This is a genomic window from uncultured Mailhella sp., assembly GCF_944324575.1.
In the GTDB taxonomy this organism is placed as follows: Bacteria; Desulfobacterota; Desulfovibrionia; order Desulfovibrionales; family Desulfovibrionaceae; genus Mailhella.
In genome coordinates, this window is record NZ_CALUWV010000004.1 from 34,499 (window position 1) to 55,021 (window position 20,523).

14 protein-coding genes and 1 tRNA gene are annotated in these 20,523 nt (G+C 57.4%); 8 read left to right on the top strand and 7 right to left on the bottom strand.

Annotated elements, in window-relative coordinates:
* Positions 1–3: 3 nt before the first annotated feature.
* Positions 4–1,935, bottom strand: a complete 1,932-nt coding sequence (locus Q0J81_RS01040; RefSeq protein ID WP_294445542.1) for an FAD-dependent oxidoreductase — start codon at positions 1,933–1,935, stop codon at positions 4–6.
* A 16-nt stretch (positions 1,936–1,951) separates the two neighbouring features.
* A complete protein-coding gene (locus tag Q0J81_RS01045; protein WP_294445543.1) occupies positions 1,952–2,797 on the bottom strand; it encodes an amidohydrolase family protein in 846 nt (281 codons plus the stop codon).
* A 189-nt stretch (positions 2,798–2,986) separates the two neighbouring features.
* Between Q0J81_RS01045 and Q0J81_RS01050 the strand changes: the two genes are divergently transcribed.
* Positions 2,987–4,960 carry a sigma 54-interacting transcriptional regulator gene (locus Q0J81_RS01050; protein WP_294445544.1) on the top strand — a complete coding sequence of 658 codons (1,974 nt, stop codon included), beginning with the start codon at positions 2,987–2,989 and terminating at the stop codon, positions 4,958–4,960.
* 256 nt (positions 4,961–5,216) lie between these two features.
* On the opposite strand, the gene Q0J81_RS01055 is transcribed toward Q0J81_RS01050, so the two are convergent.
* Positions 5,217–5,310: transfer RNA gene (locus tag Q0J81_RS01055), tRNA-Sec, on the bottom strand.
* 158 nt (positions 5,311–5,468) lie between these two features.
* Here Q0J81_RS01055 and Q0J81_RS01060 point away from each other — a divergent pair.
* The 7 genes from Q0J81_RS01060 to Q0J81_RS01090 all read left to right on the top strand — a co-directional run bounded on the left by Q0J81_RS01060 (position 5,469) and on the right by Q0J81_RS01090 (position 14,477).
* Positions 5,469–6,176 (top strand): Bax inhibitor-1/YccA family protein, encoded by a 708-nt coding sequence (locus Q0J81_RS01060; RefSeq protein ID WP_294445545.1) that lies wholly within the window; start codon positions 5,469–5,471, stop codon positions 6,174–6,176.
* A gap of 123 nt (positions 6,177–6,299) precedes the next feature.
* Complete coding sequence (locus Q0J81_RS01065) at positions 6,300–6,650, top strand: TIGR04076 family protein (protein ID WP_294445546.1); 351 nt, start codon at positions 6,300–6,302, stop codon at positions 6,648–6,650.
* Positions 6,651–6,713: 63 nt separating this feature from the next.
* Positions 6,714–7,850, top strand: a complete 1,137-nt coding sequence (lpxK, locus tag Q0J81_RS01070; protein WP_294445547.1) for a tetraacyldisaccharide 4'-kinase — start codon at positions 6,714–6,716, stop codon at positions 7,848–7,850.
* 66 nt (positions 7,851–7,916) lie between these two features.
* On the top strand, positions 7,917–10,985 hold the full coding sequence (gene rnr / locus Q0J81_RS01075; RefSeq protein WP_294445548.1) for a ribonuclease R: 3,069 nt from the start codon (positions 7,917–7,919) through the stop codon (positions 10,983–10,985).
* 236 nt (positions 10,986–11,221) lie between these two features.
* Entirely contained in the window at positions 11,222–11,458 is a 237-nt protein-coding gene (gene rpoZ / locus Q0J81_RS01080) for a DNA-directed RNA polymerase subunit omega (RefSeq protein ID WP_294445550.1), read from the top strand.
* A 23-nt stretch (positions 11,459–11,481) separates the two neighbouring features.
* Positions 11,482–12,591, top strand: coding sequence for a molecular chaperone DnaJ (dnaJ, locus tag Q0J81_RS01085; protein ID WP_294445551.1), 1,110 nt, complete (start codon positions 11,482–11,484; stop codon positions 12,589–12,591).
* An 890-nt stretch (positions 12,592–13,481) separates the two neighbouring features.
* Positions 13,482–14,477: a D-alanyl-D-alanine carboxypeptidase family protein gene (locus Q0J81_RS01090; RefSeq protein WP_294445552.1), complete on the top strand. Its 996-nt coding sequence runs from the start codon at positions 13,482–13,484 to the stop codon at positions 14,475–14,477.
* Between the two features lie 350 nt (positions 14,478–14,827).
* Here Q0J81_RS01090 and hemL read toward each other — a convergent pair whose 3' ends face one another.
* The 4 genes from hemL to Q0J81_RS01110 form a co-directional block, all read right to left on the bottom strand.
* Positions 14,828–16,102 carry a glutamate-1-semialdehyde 2,1-aminomutase gene (gene hemL / locus Q0J81_RS01095; RefSeq protein WP_294445553.1) on the bottom strand — a complete coding sequence of 425 codons (1,275 nt, stop codon included), beginning with the start codon at positions 16,100–16,102 and terminating at the stop codon, positions 14,828–14,830.
* Between the two features lie 13 nt (positions 16,103–16,115).
* Positions 16,116–16,601: a siroheme decarboxylase subunit beta gene (locus tag Q0J81_RS01100; protein WP_294445554.1), complete on the bottom strand. Its 486-nt coding sequence runs from the start codon at positions 16,599–16,601 to the stop codon at positions 16,116–16,118.
* Positions 16,602–16,828: 227 nt separating this feature from the next.
* Positions 16,829–18,457, bottom strand: coding sequence for a lactate permease LctP family transporter (locus Q0J81_RS01105; protein WP_294445555.1), 1,629 nt, complete (start codon positions 18,455–18,457; stop codon positions 16,829–16,831).
* A gap of 1,111 nt (positions 18,458–19,568) precedes the next feature.
* Entirely contained in the window at positions 19,569–19,760 is a 192-nt protein-coding gene (locus Q0J81_RS01110; RefSeq protein ID WP_294445556.1) for a hypothetical protein, read from the bottom strand.
* Positions 19,761–20,523 lie beyond the last annotated feature (763 nt).

Sequence of the window (20,523 nt, forward strand, 5' to 3'; positions counted from 1 at the left end):
CCGTTAGATGGCCTTTGCGGCATGATAACCCTGATGTACGGCGGCCATGATCTTGTCCGCCTTCACGCAGTCTCCTATGGCAACGAAGGACATGCCTTCCCTGGTCAGTTCGGCGCACAGGCTCTGTTCCGAACGGTAGCCCACGGCCGCAATCAGCGTATCGCAACGGGGAAGCTGGTATTCGTTGCCGTAGCGGTCCTTCACGGTGACCACGCCGTCTGCGTCTACGTTTCTGACTTCAAGTCCCGTCATGAGCGTCACATGACGCGCGGCGAGTTCCTCCATGAGAAACGCTCTGGCACGCCCCTGCATGTCCGGCGCGATCTCGTCCCTCATTTCGAGCACGGCGACGTCCTTGCCCTGCTCTGCCAGGAATTCCGCCGTTTCCGCCCCCACAAGACCTCCGCCGAGAATGAGCGTCTTCTGCCCGGTCGGGCTTCCCGAAAGAACGTCGGCAGCCGTCACGAAGGGAGCGTTTTTCAAGAATCCCGGAATCACGGGACGGCTTCCGGTGGCAACCATGATCACATCGGGGGCCATGGCCTTCAGGTCTGCTGCGGAAACCGCATTTCCAAGCACCAGCTTCACGCCGTTTTCCACAAGCTCGTGGGACATATGATCAATGAGGCGGAGGAAAATATCCTTGTGCGGAGGAACGGCAGCGATGTTGACAAGTCCACCGAGCCTGTTGTCCTTTTCAAGCAGAGTAACGGAATGACCGATCTTCGCGGCCGTGAGCGCGGCTTCCATGCCGGCCACGCCCGCACCGACGATGACGACGCGTCTGGCGTTTTCCGCATGTCTTGCGGCTTGCTGTTCAAAACCTACGCGGGGATTGACGGCACAGCTCAGGGGTCTGTTTTTGCCTATGTTGCCCACACAACCCTCGTTGCAGCTCAGACAGGGCGTGATTTTCTGCATCTGACCGGCTTCGAGCTTGTGAGGCAGCCACGGATCGGCAATAAGGGCACGGCCTATGGACACGAGATCCGTCTTGCCTTCTCTCAAAATGCGCTCCGCCGTGTCTCCGTCATGTATGCGTCCCGCCACGGTGACGAGTGCGTTCGTGCCCTCGAGTGCCTTACGGATGACGGCCGCATTGTCGGCGTTCCAGCCCATGGGCAGGACGGGAGGCGGCCCCGTAAAGCGGTTGGTGGCAATCATGCCGGCGCTGACGTGCACCAGATCGACGCCGCAGCGCACGACGTACGCAGCTATTTTTGCGGCCAGATCCACGGTGATGCCGCCGGGCAGAAACTCATCGGAGCTCAGACGGAAGGACAAGGGAAAGTCCGGACCGAGTCTGCGACGTATGCCCTTAATGACGACTTCGGCAAAGCGCATACGGTTTTCAAAGCTTCCCCCCCATTCGTCCGTGCGTCTGTTGGTGAAGGGAGAAAGGAAGGAACCTATGAGGTAGCCGTGAGCACCGTGAATTTCCACGATGTCGAACCCGGCCTGAACCGCTCGCTCCGCCGCCTGAATGAAACAGTCCGCAAGACGCTCTATCTCGTCCTTGTCCAGAACTCTGGCGTCCTCTTCCGGGGATATCCCCGGAAGATAGGACACGAGTCTCCGCGCTGTGCGCGAAAATTCCGGCTGAGCGTAGCGGCCGCCGTGACCGAGCTGTATGCCGGCCCGCCCCCCGTGTTCATGAATGGCCCTTGCCAGTTTTTTCAGCCCGGGAACATAGCGGTCATGGGCTATGCTGAGTCCGCGAAAATACGACAGACCGGAATCATCCACGGCGGTCGCTTCGGGAAAAATCAGCCCCGTGCCTCCTCTGGCTCTTTCCGCATAGTATGCCACAAGTCTGTCGGTGACTTCACCATTGACGGAGGCCATGTGCGTAAGCATGGAAGGCATGACGATCCGGTTCTTCAGGGTCATTCCCCGAATGTTCACGGGGGTAAACAGCTCGGTGCAAAGAGTCATGGGCGCACTCCGTCGCTTACAGGGAGAGAAGTCGCTTGGCGTTCAGATACATGGTGTGTTCCAGCGCATCGCTGGTGAAGTTGCGGCTCATCCAGCCTTCCTTTGCCTGCTTCAGGCTGCGGACGGGATACGTGGAGCAGTAGAGCATGCGATATTTCAGATAGCCGTTGGCCGCGTTCACGTATTCCTCGCTCATGGGGAAACCGGGAATGTAGACGTAGCAGTCGGGCATGAGATAGACGTTGGGGCAGCGGATGGCCATGGCGAGCGCATAGTTCACATGCGGCCAGCAGGCATGAGGAACGACGATCTTGAGCTTGGGATATTTGGCGGCCACATGCCAGATGAGGTCGGGCTGACTGAAGCTGAAGTCATCGCCGAGCATGAAGCTGCAGGTAATGGAGGCAATCATGCCGAGTCTCTGGCAGGTCTCGTATATGGGATCAATGATCTTGTCGTCGATCATGAGCTGCTTGCGCAGCCATGCCACGTCGAGGCCTATGCCGCGGAAGCCCAGCGCAGCGCAGCGCTCGATTTCCTCCACCTGACCGGCGTGAAGCGGATTGATGCCTGCAAAGCCGATGAACCGGCCGGGATACTTCTGCATGAGCTCATAGGTTTCGTCGTTGTCAACTTCGCCGTTGTCGTCGGCCTTGCGCCCCATGATGACGGCCTGCTCCGTTTCGGTCTCATCGAGTTCCTGCATGAACAGATCCATGGACTTCTGCTGCTTGGACGGAATGGGCTCCTTGCCGATATCGAAAATGGACATGTCTTCCGGCACGCAGGCAGGAGAATCCTGAAATATGACGGTGCTTATTTCACTTTTGTAGGGGGGACGGGTGCGGAAATCGATGATCATGACATTATCTCCTCGGGTAACAGGCTGTAATGGGTAACCTGTGAATTATTATGCAAAAGACATGCCAAAAGAGTATAATATTTAATATATGGGAATTATTTGATATTTTTTATTATTGACCAAATATATGTAATTTTTATATGACATGTTATATATAACATGTCATATAAAAATTACAGGATGCCCCTCATGAAAAGAAGCGAACTTCACCAAAAACTGCTCGAGCAGAAAAGACGTCTGCTCAAGGGAGAACATCCTGATCCCGGCATCGTGAGGGATTTCATTCTTCGATCATGGGAACGCTCCGCAGCCTGCGGCATCTCCATGGACAATACGGAGACCCTCACACTTGACCCCGGGCTTCTCCGACACATTCAGGAGCACCATCAGCCGCTCATTCAGTGCACCACGGAAGTGCTGAAGCACATGTTTTCGGGCATACGTCCCTTTTCATCAAACATGGCGCTCGCCAATGCCGAGGGCATCACCATCGCCGCATTCATCCCGGAAGGCGACGGGGCTCTCATGCCGTATATAGCGCCAGGCGTGCTGAGCAGTGAAAACATCATCGGCACGAACGGCATCGGCACCTGTCTCGCGGAAAAACGGCCCGTCGAAATCATAGGAGCGGAACATTATCGTCGTCTCGGAGAAAACTGGAGCTGCTCCGCCGCGCCCATTTTCGACGAGGAGCAGAACATCATTGCGGTACTCAACGTCGGCCAGCACAGGGAGCACTACCACGCGCACACCTTCGGCATGGTCAAGGCTGCGGCCTACGCCATTTCGGAGCAGATGCGTCTTCGTTCTCTGCTGCGCAGACAGGAAAGCATCATAGAACTTCTCGATGAAGGCATTCTGGTTATCGCCAGAAACGGCATCATCCGCATGATGAACCGCATAGCTGCTCACATCATGGGCCTCCAGGCACCGGAGACCGGCAAAAACATAAAGGCACTGATAGGGGAAAGCTCTCTTCCCCTGTTCCGGGAACTTCTTGAGACCGTCGTTCCCGTGCGGGATCGGGAGGGACGCTTCGAGTTTCTGACGCACGGCAAGGCATGCCTCTATTCCGTTCTTCCCGTCGCCGACACCGACGATGTGATCTTCGTCTTCAAGGAATCCCAGAAGGTCCGCAAACTGGCCGTCCGCATGACCGGCAACCGGGCAACGTACACCTTTGACGACATCATCGGACGATCCCCGAAGCTGAGAAAGGCCATCTCCGAGGCACAGGCCGTAGCGCCGCGTTCATCCACGGTACTTCTTCTCGGAGAATCGGGAACAGGCAAGGAACTCTTTGCCCAGTCCATACACAACGCAGGAGAGCACGCGTCCGGGCCGTTCATCACCGTCAACTGCGGAGCCATCCCGCGGGATCTTCTGGAAAGCGAGCTGTTCGGCTATGAATACGGCGCCTTTACCGGCGCAAGCAAAAGCGGCAAGCCCGGCAAGTTCGAGCTTGCTTCCGGCGGTACCATTTTTCTCGACGAAATCGGAGAAATGCCGCTGGATGCTCAGGTGGCCCTGCTGCGGCTGCTGCAGAACGGTGAGGTCACGCGCGTGGGAGGCTCCGTAAGCCGCAAGGTCGACGTGCGCGTCATCGCTGCAACCAACAGGAACCTTGAACACATGATGAAGGAAGGTACGTTCAGGGAGGATCTCTTCTACCGCCTCAACGTTTACCCCATTGTAATTCCTCCCCTGCGCGAGAGGGAGGGCGATATACGTCTTCTGTCAGAACACTTTCTGAAAACGTTCGACAGAAAGCTGAACAAGGACGTCGCTTCCATGGATGAAAAAGTCATTTCATCCATGGAGGGCTATTTCTGGCCGGGCAACGTGCGCGAGCTGGAAAACGTCATGGAAAGAATGGTACATCTTGCCAAGGGGCAGATCATCAGCATGACGGACGTGCCGGAAATCATCACTGTGAAAAACGAAGCAGACAGGAAAAACGACGACGATGCCACACTTGAAGGACATCGCCATTCGGCGGAGGCGCAGCATGTGCGAAAGATGCTTCTGGAGAACGGCGGAAACGTGCGAAAGACGGCGGAGGCGCTGGGGCTGTCGCGCCCCTACGTATACAGCAAAATGAAAAGCCTCGGCATAGACATAGCCGAAGTGCGCCGTGCGGCGCACCAGAATGAGCTGGCCTGACCCCATGCGGCAGAAAGTTTTTCCCCATCGTCACGGCGTATACGGCACAAGAGATGAAAACGCCACGTCCGTGACGGTCTGACCGCGCGGCAAACAGACATTGCCTGTTTTTCTCCCCGACGGGAGATGTCTGAGCCGACCGCCGGCCGTGCCGAGGAAACTGTCGTCCTTTAGGCCTCTTCCTGTGCCCCGGCTTGCAGAAGGAAAAAGCCCCACAAGGCGTCAGCGACCTTATGGGGCTTTATGACAGTATTGCTGGCGGAAGCGTATAGGAGTCGAACCTACCTCAGACCTCTCAGCCTGACACTGGTTTTGAAGACCAGGCGCAACACCGGTTACGAGACGCCTCCGCCCGCGAAAATAGAAAAAAGCGGCTTTCCCGTCAAGCTTTGCCATTTTCTTCCGTTCGTCATCCTTGCATTATACCGGAAGAAGCCTTATCGTCATAATGAATCCGCAGAATTGTTGCGGTAAACCCTGCCATTTACCCCCTCGGGAGGAAACATTCATGAATAATGCTTCTCGTGACCAGGTGCAGAGCTACGGGCGCTCCAGCGTTGCCGTCTACATGCAGCAGGTCTATCTCTGGATGACGGCCGCCCTCGGCGTGACCGCGCTTGCCGCCGTGTTCACGGCCTCCAACATGGCCATCATGCAGTTTCTTTTCACCAACACCATCATGATGGTCCTGCTCATGGTGGCCGTCATCGGTCTTTCCATGTTCATCACCGCCAGGATGCACGTGCTTTCTGCCGGAACGGCCACTGGCCTGTTCCTGCTGTACTCCGCGCTCATGGGCGTGTTCCTCGGACCGGTGCTTCTCGTGTATACCGGGGCCTCCGTGGCTCAGGCCTTCATCGTCACCGCCGGCATGTTCGGCGGCATGAGCGTGTTCGGCATGGTCACCAAGCGTGACCTTTCCGGCATGGGCAGCTTCCTCATCATGGGTCTGTGGGGCATTCTGCTCGCGAGCCTCGTCAACGCCTTCATCGGCAACACCGCCGTCGACCTCACCATCAGCGTGCTCGGCGTCATCATCTTCACCGGCCTCACCGCCTTTGACACCCAGAAGCTGCGCATGATGGGCGAAAGCGCTCCCGTGGACGACAGCCTTGCCATGCGCCGCGGTGCCCTGCTCGGCGCGCTTACGCTGTACCTCGACTTCATCAACATGTTCCTCATGCTGCTGCGGCTTCTCGGCAACCGCAACAACTGACATCCGGACATTCAGGGAGGCCGCGACAATTCGCGGCCTCCCTTCACGTTTTTCCCGGCCGGTTCCGCACCGGCCGTTGCGTCATTGCGGACAGTTCCGTCCGCCCTGTAAAGGGTTTTCCCCATGAAAAGGGTCAAAATAACCGTTCTGAAAACGACCTTCGATCAGGAACTCGCCGACGAATACGGCGTAAAGGGCCTCGGCCCATGCCCCATGATGAAGGCAGGCGACGTCTTTCTTGCCGACTACGCAAAGCCTGACCATTTCTGCGACGAAGCATGGAAGGCTGTCTATCAGTATGTCTTCGCTCTGGCTCACGGTTCGGGCGACGAACTCTTCTACTACGGCGACTGGATACGGACGCCGGGCGTGGCCATAGTAAGCTGCAACGACGGCCTGCGTCCCGTCATCTTCAAGCTGGAACGCACGGACGAAGATTCCGTCATAAACTACACGCCCGTTCAGCGCGCCTGACGCGCGGTCCGTCGCCGTCCGACGGCCTATATGGGCACGAACGTCTTTCCGCCCGGTGCCGCCATGGCGAAACGCCATCCTCTCCAAAACATTCTCGCGCCCCTTCTTCTGCCCCTATCCCGGCTCTACGGTCTGGGGGGAAGTCTTCGGAGGCGTCTTGCCCGAAACGGCGCGCTCAGCCAATGGAAACCTCCCCGTCCCTGCATTTCCGTAGGAAACATCTCCTGGGGAGGCACGGGCAAAACCCCTGTTACGGACTGGCTGCTCTCCCAGGCATCGAAGAGAAGTCTGCGCGCCGCCGTGCTTACGCGTGGCTACGGCGCCCATCCTTCCACTCTTCCTCTGCGCGCCTGTCCCGGTGTCTCCGCCTCGGAGTGCGGGGACGAACCGCTCATGCTGGCATCCGCTCATCCCGACGCCGTCGTCATGGTCGATCCGGACAGAAACCGGGCAGGACGTTTCCTTGAGGAGCATGACCCTCCCGACTTCTATCTGCTCGACGACGGATTTCAGCATCTTTCCACTGGCCGGGATCTCGACATCGTGCTTCTCGACAAAGATGACGTGCCCCTCTCCCCTTTCCCTGGACGTCCCCCATCCAACTGGAACAGGGTCATTCCTGCAGGAAGCTGGAGGGAACGGGAAACGGCGCTGGATGATGCCGATATCTTTCTCATAAAAACCGAACCCGAAGACTGGCCAGCCCTTGTTCCCGCCCTGAAAGCACGACTTTCGAGCCGTCCCCGGCCGGTATTTGCGTTCCGCATGGCTCCTGTCGGACTGAGGTCGCTTGCCGAACGTGCGGGAGACCATGCCGGAACACGCTATGGGGACGCCTCAGCCATTACCGGACCTTACGCGTTCGTCTGCGGCATCGGCGACCCTTCTCAGGCTCTGCGCACGGTCACCGAATTTTTCCGCAGGCCTCCGGCAAACATGCTTTCCTTTCCCGATCATCACGACTTCCGCAGGGAAAAGGCCACCATCGAAGCCATGGACCTTCCCGTTGTCTGCACCGGCAAGGACGCCGTCAAGCTCACGTCTCTCGATCTTGCCGTTCCCGCCTTTTCTCTCGAGGTATCGGCCGAGTTCTTCGCCTCCCTGAGCGCGGAAGCCGTTGCCGGAGACTCTTCTTCGTGCGAACCGGAAACGGACTTTGAAACCTGGTGGAACGGCTGGCTCACCCGTCATCTCATCTGACGGAACGCCGCCGTCTTCCAACATCTGCAAACCGGGCATTTCCATGCCCGGAAAGATAAGAACATCATGAAAAAACAGGAAGATTTCGACGAACAGCTTTTGTTCGACATTCTCAGAAACGCAGGACGCCCCCTGCGACTCGACGACATTCTCCGCATCGGCTCCTTTTCCCGCAAGCTCAAAAGGGACGTTCAGGAAGCGCTGCACGATCTTGCGCGCAACGGCGAGGTCGTCCGTCTCGAGGGCGGGAGCTGGGTTCTGGCTGAACACCTGAAAAGACGCCGCGGCGTACTGGCTGCTCAGCGCTCCGGCGCGGCCTTCGTCACTCCAGAAGACACGCAGGCAAAATCCGGACAGGACATCTACATCGCGCCCGAGGACGTGGGCGACGCCTGGAACGGCGACATTGTGGACGTCATGCTCCTGCCCAAAAAGCGCGGTTCGCTCAAAAAGCAGGAAGGCCGCGTCATCGCCGTGGTAAGTCGTGCCCGGACGGACATCGTGTGCCGTGTTCTGCGCAGAGGCAACAGAGAAAACTCCATGTTCTGCCGCCCCGCAGACTCCAGACTCAGCTTCGACGTGCTGGCCGACGTATCGACGCTGGAAAAAACGCCCGAGGAAAACGAACTTCTGCGCGTTGCCGTAGGTGAAAAGCTCGAAGAGCATGGAGAACGGGACCTGTGGGCCGGAAAGGCTCTCACCTCGCTCGGACTTGAAAACGATGCGCTCGCACAGGAGCGCCTGACAAAACTCAACAACGGCATTCCCACGGAATTTCCCGACAATGTCGTCGCCGAGGCGGAAGAGGCGGCCCGTACTCTGTCGGAAGACATGACGGATCTTGCCGATTTGCGAGGAGAAATGCTCGTCACCATCGACGGCGAGGACGCCCGGGACTTCGACGACGCCGTATGCGCCGCCCGCACGCCCGAAGGATGGCGGCTTCTCGTGGCCATTGCAGACGTGTCCTACTATGTCCGTCCAAGAACGGCGCTCGACAGGGAAGCGCGCGATCGCGGCAATTCCTACTATTTCCCCCTGTCCGTGGAGCCCATGCTTCCCGAGGCTCTGTGCAACGGGGTGTGCAGCCTGCGCCCCGGTGAGGACCGCCGCTGCATGGCCGTGGACATGAGTCTTGATGAAAACGGCAATCTGACGAATTCCCGATTCTTCAACGCCGTCATGCGCTCCCATGCCCGCCTGACCTACCGCGAAGTTCAGGCCGCCCTCGATGATCCGCAATGCGAAACGGCCGCAACCCTGGAGAAGCGGGCGCCGGGCGTTCTTTCCATGCTGCAGGAAGCGGCCGAGCTGGCCTCCGTGCTCATGGAGCGTCGTCACAGGCAGGGCGCACTCGACTTCGACATTCCCGAAGCGGAATTCGTGGTGGAGGAAAAAAACGGCACTTCGCGCGTCACGGGCATACGCAACAGAGAAAGACTGTTCAGCCACCGGCTCATCGAAGCCTTCATGGTACGCGCCAACGAGGCCGTGGCGGAGTTTCTCACCCGCAAAAACGCGCCGCTGCTCTACCGCGTGCATCCTGCGCCCGGCGCGGACAGACTGGAGGAACTCTATCACACGCTCCGCTCCACGGACGCCGAGCTGCCCCTTCCCCGCGCGGCAAAAGCCGCAGTTCCCAACTGGCTCACCCACGTGCTGGAGGCCGCCTCGGGCACGGATCAGGCATTCATCGTCAGTCGCCTTACTCTGCGTTCCATGATGCAGGCACGTTACTCTCCTGAAGAAGACGGCCATTTCGGCCTGGCCTCGGCCTGCTACTGCCACTTCACCTCGCCCATACGCCGCTATGCCGACCTTGTGAATCATCGGGCCTTACGCTATGTTCTCGGCCTCGATACGGGCGGCCCCATTCCCACGGGACACAAGCTGCTCGAAACGGCAGAGCAGTGCAACGGCAGAGAACGCGTGGCCACCGACGCAGAACGGGAAATCGACCGCCGCATGGGCTGTCTGCTGCTCATGGGCCACACGGGAGAAACGTTCGAGGGCGTCATCAGCGGCGTCATGAACTTCGGCTTCTTCGTGGAGCTCGACGGCATGCCCGTCGAAGGCATGGTTCGTGTGGAAACGCTCGGCCGGGACTACTACATATTTGATGAGGAAAGGCAGGAACTGCGCGGCGAACACAGCGGCGAAACGTTCCGCCTCGGACAGCGCGTGACCGTAAAACTGACCGGCGTGCACGTCGGTCGACTGGAGATAGACTTGGAACATCTGAAAGAAGAGGAAGGACGTCGTCCCTTCCGTCGCAGACATGACGACCGCGCACAAAAGCGTGCCCGCTTTGAGGACAAGGACGAGCAGCGTCGCGGCAACCGCCGCGCCTTTGCCGACAGAAAAGGATTCCGTCCCCGCCATAATGACGAGGAGCTCGCCCGCCAGCGCCGCTACGCATCCGACGCCTGGGACGAGGAAACTCCGCGTGAGGACTCCTTCCGCCCCCGCCGTCCGAAGCCCTGGGACAGGGATCGCCGCAGAGAAGACAGAGACGGCAGAGACGGCAGAGACGACTTCCGCTCCGAACGCAGGTCCATGCACAAAAAACCGTCGTTCCGCCATGAGGAAGAGCGCTTCCCGGGAGAAGAAGGCCGTTCCTTCCGCAGGGAGCGCCGCCCCTTCCGCGGCAATGACGATGAGCGTTCCTTCCGCGAGGATTCCCCCTTCCGTGAAGAAAAGGAATCCCGTCGCCCGTTCCGTCCTGCCCGTCCCCGCTTCCGTCAGGATGACGAAGAACGCGCCGGCCATCGCTTCTTCCGCGAAAACGAAGGAGGCGAGCGCAGAGGCGGTCGCTTTTCCGACCGGGAAGAGCGCCGTGGCGGCAAACCCGGTCGTCCCTTCCCCAAGCGGCGTGACCGACAGGAAGAAGGCTTCACCGACGAAGAGCGTTCCTTCCGCCCCTCACGTTTCCGCGGAGACGACGAACGCAGGGAACGTCGCTTCTCCGGTCGCCGTGAAGACAGACACGCTCCGCGCGAGCACTCGTTCCGCCCCGGCCGAGAATCCCGCGATCACAAAGAACACGACAGATTTCACGGCGCTCCCGACGACTTCTTCGCCATGAAAACGGAGCCGGAAAAGCCGGTGCATCGCTTCGGCAGACGTAAAAAATAGTCCGCAGCGACAAAGCCCGTTCGTCTCGACAACGACGCGTACTCCGGGAGAGGTTCTGCCCTCTCCCGGGTCTGGAACGTTGTTCAGTGTATTGACAACCCCTGGCGCTCCAGATAAAAAAGATGGTTCGGCATCATACCGCAAGTTTTATTTTCCCCGTGTCCTTTCCGGCGCGGGGCCTTCCATATGTTTCGATATCACCCGGCTTGCCCGGATAAACTTCCTGGAGGCATTCCATGGCCCGTATTACCGTTGAAGATTGCCAGCGCCGCGTGGACAACCGTTTTCTGCTCGTGCAGATGGCCATCAAGCGCGTGCGCCAGTTCCGCGAAGGCTACGAACCTCTGGTAGACAGCAAGAACAAGGAAGTCGTCACTGCTCTGCGCGAAATCGCCGCCGGCAAGGTCCTGCCCGAAGACAAGCGCTTCTATACTCCCGTTGAAGGCGAAAACACGCCCGACCTTGACGACTAATCCCTGCGTTACGGAACACTCTCATGAGCAAGCGCGATTATTATGAAATTCTGGGCGTCTCCCGGGATGCGTCGGACGAAGAGATCAAGCACGCCTACCGCAAGCTGGCGCTCAAATATCATCCCGACCACAATCCGAACAACCCCGAGGCTGAACAGAAGTTCAAGGAGGCCGCCGAAGCCTACGACGTCCTCCGCAATCCCGAACGCAGGGCCAACTACGACCGCTTCGGCACCGCCGATCCCGGCATGGGCGGCACGTCATTCAACAGCGCGGAAGACATTTTCGCTCAGTTTGGAGACGTGTTCGGCGACCTGTTCGGCTTCGGCGGATCCCGTTCCCGCGGTCCCCGGCCCCAGCAGGGCGACGATCTGCGCTACAACATGACCATTTCCTTCCGTGAAGCCGCCAAGGGCACGGAAAAAGCCATCAAGATTCCCCGTCACGTCACCTGTCCCGAATGCAACGGCTCCGGAGCGGCCAAGGGATCTTCCCGCGAAACCTGCAAAAAGTGCGGGGGCTCCGGACAGGTCGCCATGCGTCAGGGCTTCATGCAGTTCGTGCAGCCCTGCCCCGCCTGCCACGGTCGCGGCTTCACCATTCCCAAGCCCTGCCCCAAGTGCAAGGGCGAAGGCATCGTGGAGACCGTGCGTGAACTTTCCGTGCGCATTCCTGCGGGCGTCTATGACGGCGCACGTCTGCGCCTGCGCGGAGAAGGCGAAATGGGCGTGCACGGCGGCCCTCCCGGCGACCTCTATGTGGTGCTTCACGTCGAGGACGACGACGTCTTCGACCGCGACGAACAGAACCTCATCTACACGGCCACCATCACCTTCCCTCAGGCTGCGCTCGGTACCCGCATTCAGATTCCCAGTCTCAACGAAGGGGAAACCCTCGACCTCGACATTCCCAAGGGAACGCAGAGCGGCAAGATTTTCCAGATTCGCGGCAAGGGACTCAAATACCCCGGAGAAAAGCGCACGGGCGACCTTCTGGTGCGCGTCGTGGTGAAAACTCCCACCAGGCTTTCCGCCGAGCAGGAAAAGCTGCTCAGGGAGTTTGAAAAGCTCTCCGAGGAGCAGAACAAGCCCGGCATCTTCGACAAGGTCAAAAAAGCCATGGGCATGGAATAATTCCGTCCGCAACAGTCCGTTCAGGCCGCTTCCGCACTACACGCGGAGGCGGCTTTTTTGTTACCTTATCATATCAAATGCGTGCATTACGCCTTAAAAGAAAAACGGCACCTTGGCACGGATTCCACCTGAAAAGCAAACGTAACGCATGATTTTCATTCTCCTCATTCGACGGCTTACGTAAGCGTGTCAGCGCGTTTCACGCTTTTGCCTCGCCGGAACCGACAGAACCCATGAAGAAACAGAACGCCAGGGGACGCAAAAACTATCATGCCCGTCGTAACAGGCACGGATCAGCCCAACACCGTCCAGCTCCCGTCTTCTTCAGGCGGTCTGGCCGCAATCCGGTGCCCTTCAGCGCATGGAAGGAGGAGAACAGGAACAGACCAGCCTGGAACAGGAAGTACAAAGACGGGGCACTTCCGTCCTTTCCTCTGCGCCGTGCAGAGGCGCACCGTCTTCATGGACAAAGCGCTCTCCCCGCCATGTCGCCCCGCATACGTGGCGAAGCCTTGTCCGCAGCCAGGGACGTCTGGTCCTAGCCTGCGCAGACCAGCCGCCATCCTCCTCACCTGCCGCGCTCTTCGCCCCATGGCGGCAAACGTTCCAGACGCATTTCCGAGGCCTTGCATGAGGACGCCCTGTGCAGCCCCGGTGCCGCATGATGCCGGGTCCGGGGATAATCCGCCCGCGCGCACCCCCACGATTTAAATTGTTACAAATAACGTTGCAGTCTTGCCGCTCAACAAAAAATTGTCTAAAAAATTCACAAGGTGCTTGCGCATCCTGCTCCGGAATCTTCCCCTTCCGGAAGCCGTGCCGCCCATCTCCGTTTCTTCGGAAGACGCAGTCTGGAAGGCGCAATTTCATGAGCTGAATCAGGAACAACCATGCCTATCCAACATCCGTCGACCGGCGTCCGTCGCATTCTCGCCCTTACAGTTCTTTTCTGCCTTCTCTGCGTCTCCAGCGCGCTTGCAGGCCCCATCAACGCCAAAAGCGCCATACTCATGGATGTGACGACCGGACGCATTCTCTATGAACAGCGCGCCGACATGAAGATCCCTCCGGCCTCTCTGACCAAGGTCATTTCCATGTATGTCGCCATGAATGCCATCAGCGCAAAAAAAGTGGACTATCACGACAGGGTGAAGGTCAGCGCCGCAGCGGCCAGGACCGGAGGATCGCGCTTCGGCCTGCGTTCCGGGGAACGCGTCACTCTCGACAAGCTCTTCTACGGCATGGCCGTAGCCTCGGGGAACGACGCAAGTGTGGCGGTGGCGGAACACGTGGCGGGCTCCACATCGGCGTTCGTCAAGCAAATGAATGCGCTGGCCAGACTGCTTGGCATGAAAAACACCCGATTCGTCAACGTGCATGGACTGCCGGCCAAAGGCCAGCTCACCACGGCGCGTGACATGCTCAAGCTTGCCAAAGCCTATCAGGCTCACTATCCCATCGCGAGAAGATATCATCTTGCCCGCTCCGTCACCCATCGTGGCCACACGGAACCAAACCACAACCCACTGGTCGGCCACTATGCGGGGCTCGACGGACTGAAAACAGGCTGGGTGACGGCGGCAGGCTACAACATCATCGTCACGGCCCGTCAGCGAGGCCACAAGCTCATTGCCGTCATTCTCGGAGCGCCCAACACCAGAGTGCGTGCGGCGGAAGCGAGAAGACTGCTCAATGCAGGATTTTCCGCCGTGGCAAAAAAAAGAACCACCGCCATAGCCGAGCTCGGAGTCTCCCAAAAGCAGGCGGCACAACTCAAGAAGTCAAACTACTCCGCACCCCGCAAGGTACAGAAAAAAACTTCCCCCTCCCGCAAGTCAGCAGCTGCGGCCCAGCGTCAGTCTACAAGGCAAAAAGCCGATCGCTGACAGATTCCGGGCGTTTTTCTTTTTTCCATACCCAGAATCATAAAATTAAAAAATACCCGTCACACATCCGTACAGAGCCGAATTTCATGATGAAAACGCTCCCCTTCCGAATGGAACGGGAGCGTTTTCATCATGAAGACACAAAGATCCGGCCTGCAGTTTTAGCCTGTCTTTCCGAAAGATTGTCGAAAGGTCGGTTCCATCTGAAAAGGCGTGAGTCCTCGGTCGACGCCTCCAGATCGTCTCTTGTATACCGACCTCCTGCATAACGTCCCCAGACCGAAGCGCAAAAAAAGACGCGGAGTCCTTTCGGATACTCCGCGTCCAGGCAAAGCTTCTTCAACGACACTCTAGAACTTCACGTGACGGGCGGCCTCCAGAGCCTTCGCAAAATCGTCATCGCTGTGAGCGAAGGAAAGCATATTGGCTTCAAAGGCGGAAGGAGCCATGAATATGCCCTGTGCACGCATCTGCTTGTAGAACGTTTCAAACAGCTTCTGATCGGTGGTCTGCACGCTGGCGAAGTCTACAAGGGGAGCTTCCGTGAAGTATACGGTGAACAGGGAGGCGATGTGCGGGATCTGCACAGGAACGCCCTTTTCCTTGAGAATTTCCTGAAGCTCCTCCACAAAGGCGTGAACTCGGGCCTCAAGGCCTGCATAGTCGGCATGCTTCAGAATGTTCAGCGTAACCAGACCGGCTGCCATCGCCAGCGGATTGCCCGAGAGCGTTCCGGCCTGATATACTTCTCCCTCCGGCGCAATGTGACGCATGATGTCGGCACGGCCGCCGTAGGCCCCCACGGGCAGTCCGCCGCCGATGATCTTTCCGAAGGTGGTGAGATCAGGCATGATGTCGAATCGTCCCTGTGCTCCGGCATAGGAAAGACGGAAGCCCGTGATCACTTCATCAAAGACCAGCAGCGCGCCGTATTTCGTACACAGTTCCCTGAGGCCGCGCAAAAATCCGGGCTGCGGCAGCATGAGCCCCATGTTGCCTGCCACGGGTTCCACGAACAGCGCGGCAATCTGGTCGGGCCAGGCCTCGAAAAGTGCCTTGACGGCATCAAGATCATTGTAGGGCGCAAGCAGTGTGTCGGCCACGGTCGCCGCGGGCACGCCAGGCGTACCGGGAATGGAAAACGTGGCTACGCCGGAACCGGCACTGGCAAGAAACGCGTCGCCATGACCGTGATAGCCGCCGATAAACTTGATCATCTTGTCGCGACCGGTCACGCCGCGGGCCAGACGCAGAGCGCTCATGGTCGCTTCGGTGCCGGAGTTCACCATGCGCACCATTTCCACGGAAGGCAGCGCCGCGCACACTTCCTCGGCCAGACGCACCTCGTCCTCACAGGGAGCGCCGTAGCTCGTACCGCGCGCAGCTGCCCGGCAAATGGCATCCGTCACCTCGGGATGGGCATGTCCTACCAGCATAGGCCCCCAGGAACCGAGAAAATCAATGACATCCTCACCGTCGGCAGTGGTGAGATGAGAGCCTCTGGCGTCGGCAATGAACAGCGGATCGGCATGCACGTTGCGGCAGGCGCGTACGGGACTGTTCACGCCGCCGGGAATAAGCTTCTGCGCGTGAACAAAAAGATCATGAGAACGCTCGGTATTCATTATGTTGCTCCTGTTACTTCGACGGCTCCGCAAAGTACGTCATGGAAATTTTTTTCAACTCTTTCAGGCTTTCCAGAATCTCGAATCTGTCCAGAACGGTAGTCCGGCGCAGATCTTCCACCACATCAAGGCAATCCTTCTCACTTTTGCCGTGAATCATGGTGTAGAAGGTATACGGCCATGCCGGATAGGGGCTGGGACGATAATAGCAGTGGGAAATGCGCGGATGCTCGGCAGCCTTGCGTCCCACCTCGTCCACTTCCTCTGGAGAAACCATCCAAGCCACCATGGCATTGTGCGTCCAGCCCGTACGCTGATGCTTGATGCTCGCGCCGAACCGGCGGATGGCTCCTGAATCCTTGAGTCGGGAAAGAAGCTCAAGCACTTCCTCTTCCGTGGCTCCGGTGGCGGCAGCCATGTCCGCATATGGGGTAAGAGTATCGGGTATGCTCTTCTGAGCAATGCGAAGAATGGCCTGTTCCTTGTCCGTAAATTCCATGGCAAGCCCCGTTATGGTGAAGAAATTCGACGGGCAGTATAGCCGCAGCCCCCCCAGGACGCAAGAGAGCGGGATCATATGTACGGGAAAAAACGGCGGTTCCTGAAACGTACCGCAGAAATTCGTTCTTCTCCCCCAGAAAAAAGAAGCGGGAATCGCTCCGACCCCCCGGAACGATTCCCGCATGGATTGCATGGACACGCTCCATGCAGATCCCGTCTTCCTTCTTACGGAAGCATCCAGCTCAGGAAGCCTGCCTGACAGTAGGCAAGCACGCAGAGAATAAGCGTCAGAGCAATACTGTGTCCCAGGGCAAAGCGGAACAGATTGCCTTCCTGTCCGACCATGTTGGTAGCCGAGGTGGCCACGCTGATGGACTGGGGAGAAATCATCTTACCGGTCACGCCGCCCACGGCGTTGGAGGCAACGGCGAGTTCAGGAGGAATGCCCACGGCCGTAGCAGTAGTGTGCTGCATGCTGCAGAACAGCGCGTTGGACGACGTATCGGAACCGGTGAGGAACACGCCCAGCCAGCCGATGAGAGGAGCAAAGAAGGGGAACAGGCTGCCGGTCTTGGTGAAGGCAAGACCAAGCGTGGAGCTCATGCCGGCATAGTTCATGAGGAACGCCAGACCGAGCACGCTGGCAATGGTGAGGATGGGGAAACGAAGCTGATGCAGAGTGGTGAAGAAGCACTTCACGGCCTTGGCATAGGAGTAGCCGGGCATGAGCGGCACAGCAATGAAGCCGGAAAGCAGAATGGCGGTACCGCCGGCGGACACCCAGCCGAAGGTGAACACGGCCGCATAGGGAGCCTCAGAGGCCACGATGGGAGCCGCACGATTGACCATGCCGTCAAGCAGAGGCCAGGAGAAGCTGGGCGCGGAAATGCTGTTCAGCACGGCCTTGAACTGCGGCAGACCCCACAGAAACACCATGACGGCCAGAATGAGATACGGACCCCAGGCACGCAGGACAACCTTGCCGGAGTAACCGGGACCATCGGTGCTGATGGCGGGATCTTCCGCAAAGCGGAAAATGGAGCTGGGCTTCCAGTAACGAAGCAGAACGAGCAGCCCCACGATGGTGGCGATGGCCGACATGATGTCGGGCAGGGTCGGACCATGGAAGTTGGCGAAAATGAACTGAGCACCGGCAAAGCACACGCCGGCAACCAGAATAGCGGGCAGAATTTCCATGGAACGACGAACGCCGCACATGACGATGCTCAGCCAGAAGGGGATGATGATGGCAAGCAGCGGAAGCTGACGAGCCGCCACCTGGCTGATGAGATTGGCATCCATGCCGGACACGCTGGCTGCCGTAAGCACGGGAGCACCGATGGCACCGAAGGCCACGGGAGCCGTATTGGCGATGAGGCAGAGACCGGCACCGTAGATGGGATTGAAGCCGAGACCGGCAAGCATGGCTGCGGTAATGGCCACGGGAGTACCGAAGCCGGCCGTGCCTTCCAGGAAGGAACCGAACGCAAAGGCAATGAAAATAGTCTGAAGTCTGCGGTCGGGAGTCACGCGTGCCAGAGAGTCCTTAATGATTTCAAACTCACCGGATTCCACGGTCATGTTGTAGACCCAGACGGCGGTGATGACGATCCAGATGATGGGGAACAGACCATTGGCAACGCCGAGTCCGACGGAACTGATGGCCGTAATCACAGGCATGCGCCATATAAGAATGGCGATGATGAAGGCGGAAGCGAGTCCGGCCAGCGCAGCAATATGCCCCTTGGCACGTTTTATGGCCAGCATATAGAGCAGAATAACCAGCGGTATGGCCGCAATGCAGGCTGAGACTACTTCGCTGACGACTGGATCATAGACTTGAGTCCACGCCATGATACTCCCCCATTGAAATTAAAATGATCATCACAACGAATGCTTTTCTGAAAAAAGCATCTGAATAAGCCTATGATGATAGGATTATAAAAAATAAAAAATCTTCGCAAGGGCGGAAGACAAGCGTAAAAAGAAACAACAATTATTGAAATTTTAATAACACATTTTTCATGAAAACAAAATCATTTTTTATATAACATATTGTTATATATTATTTTATACTACACCACCCCCTCCTGAACGCAAAATATGTGAATTGCATCATCCTCTCGGGAAAACGCCATAAAAACATATTTTTCAAGTAGGTTATCAACTGGTTTCTTTCTGACGAATTGCTTGTGATTTATTTCTTTATTTTGAATTTTCAGAACATATTCCCGTGATTATCCGCATGATTATCTGAGCAGAGTCCTACCAGGGACATACGACAGTCCAATTTCCTCTCTTCGTTTTAATAAAAGGGGCGGTCTGTCGGTCTCCGTACGTCTAGCTTGTTCTTTTCCCGCCTTCCCAACACGGTAAAAAGTATCCGCTTTCTCCAAAAATTTTCTCTGGCACTCATTTTCTTCAGAGCAGACGATGAGTGCAGAAGCTCTTTGCCTTGCGGTCTTCAAGTCCTCAGACATGGGGCCCCCGCAACATCGTCATCCCGCACTTCAAAAGCATCTTTTTAAAAGCTCCCGGGAGAATAAAAACATATTGCTGATCCCACACGCTTAGAAAAATTTTTCTCGCCTCCGACTTTCCGATACGAGGATCATGTCTTTCTCCGGCAAAAAGCCGTCCATGAAACACCATCTCTCGTCAAGACAAGCACAGTCTTCTTTCGCCATTCATTAAGCCCTCGGCAAGGAGAAGACACGCCGAGGAATCCCTCCCCCAAAAAGAGCTTGTCTTCCATCATAGACCATGCGACCGGTCTCCACCGAAAACATGGAGAATCTGCCAAGCAAAGATTCTTCAAGCCGGAGCTCTGCCGTCATACCGGCCTGAAAAGCCAAACCTCCTCCACGACAGAAGCCTGAGAAAACAAGACGGTTCTGTTCCGACAACAATTTCGGAAGGGAAGAATACATTTCCAATCTTCATCAGTCTTCTTCCGAGCATAGTATTAATAATCTTTCAGAGAAGCATAAAAAATAAGCCGGTAAGGCATGGCCGGGCGAAATTCATCAGCGCTGCCGTCAGAAAAAATCTTTCCTAGGAACGAAAAATCTGTTGCCCTGTCCTTTTCGGCATCAAATTTTCTCCGTAGCCCCTGGGCGGTAAATTCTTCCTTGTTACGCCAGGGGTTGCCCGTCATGCGCGGGCATCAGTGCAAGGCACGTGCACATCTCTTTTTCAGGCGCTTTCCTGACGGCAGAGCGTACCGAAGAGGCGACGGCGGATTCCCCCAAAACGCGTCTTTTGCAGCCTCTGAGAGCCGCACAGGCCCCAAAAACGTTGCCCTGCCGATAGCAAGTCCCCGGCTTCACACGGCGTTGACGAAACTTCATAAAACCATAAGTCGAAACAAATCTCTTTTCCGTCGGCCTTATTGAAATGCTCTCACGCTGAAAAAGCACACCGCCGACCGTGCGCATATTCTGCCGCCGGAAAAAGTACCGGCATTGCGGAGGACATTTTCAGAGGCCGCAGGAGCACGTCTGATGAAAAAAAACTCCCGGGAAGAAGCCCGACCATGGCTTTTTCAAAAAAACGCCCTGGAATCCTCGAGAGAGAGAATAAAAGCAGACACGGCTCACCCTGCCCGGCCCTGAGCAAGGCTGAGTCGTGTACGTATTGCCCTCGGCTCTTCCTCAGGTTCAGCATCATGTTCCCTCGCCTGTACGCAGACTTTCAGAACAACCTTTCCGCTTTCCTTTGCAACAGGAAGCAACTGACGAACCTGCCGGGAAGGACGCAGGAACATTCTTTCCATGGACGTTTTTTTAACGCAAAAAGGGCCGCGTGACGATGCGGCCCTTAAACGACGAAAGGCTCCTCAAGGGAGCCTCTCTAAAGATAACCTTGGCATCGGCCTACTTTCCCACGTAAAGATGCGCAGTATCATGGGCGATGAAGCG